General features: G+C 74.4%; 1 protein-coding gene. It reads right to left on the bottom strand.

Annotated features, from left to right (window positions below; all coding sequences use genetic code 11):
- The coding region (locus O3Q52_RS53770; RefSeq protein WP_269655641.1) for an FAD-dependent monooxygenase at window positions 1–742 on the bottom strand (742 nt) is incomplete at both ends.

The following is a 742-nucleotide window of genomic DNA, read 5'->3' as shown; positions in this document are numbered from 1 at the left end:
CGGTCAGGCCGGGGATGCGGACGGCCGCGCCCAGGACGCCGCGGCGGAGGGCGGCGGCACCGTCCTGGCCGCCGGTCATGGCCCAGCCCATCACGACCGCGAGCCGGATCGCACGACGGGCGTGCGGCTTGCGTTCGCTCTCGTAGGTCTCCAACAGCCGCTCGTCCGCGCCCTGTTGGAGGACTCGGGCCAGCTTCCACGTCAGGTTGTGGGCGTCGCGCATCCCGGCGCACAGTCCCTGGCCGACGAACGGCGGGGTGAGATGGGCGGCGTCGCCGAGCAGGAAGACCCGCCCCCGGCGCCAGCGGTCGGCGATACGGGCCCGGAAGGTGTACTGCGCCTGCCGCACCACCTCGAAGTCGGTGCCGTACGAGAGATCCGCCCAGGGAGCGATCAGCTCGCGGAGCCGCTCGTGATCCGGTTCCGGCTCGTCCCGCAGGCGGAACTCCCAGCGGTAGCGGTCCTCGCCGATGCGCATGAAGGTCGCCGGCCGGTCCGGATCACAGATCTGCTCGACGCCCTCCCAGCAGCGGACCGGGGCGCTCGTGCGCACGTCGACGACCGTCCAGCGCTCCTCGAAGCGCAGGTCCTGCCATCCGGCGCCGACGGCGTCGCGGGTGAGGCTGCCCGCGCCGTCGCAGCCGAGGACGGCGTCCGCCCACAGGTGTTCCTCGACGCCGTCCCGGCGGAAGGTCACGCGGACCGGGCCGTTGCTGTCCCGGCCCCCGCCGACGCCCCCGCC

It is taken from the genome of Streptomyces sp. ActVer (genome assembly GCF_027270795.1).
GTDB classification, from domain to species: Bacteria; Actinomycetota; Actinomycetes; order Streptomycetales; family Streptomycetaceae; genus Streptomyces; species Streptomyces umbrinus_A.
This window is presented reverse-complemented; position numbering and strand designations above follow the sequence as displayed.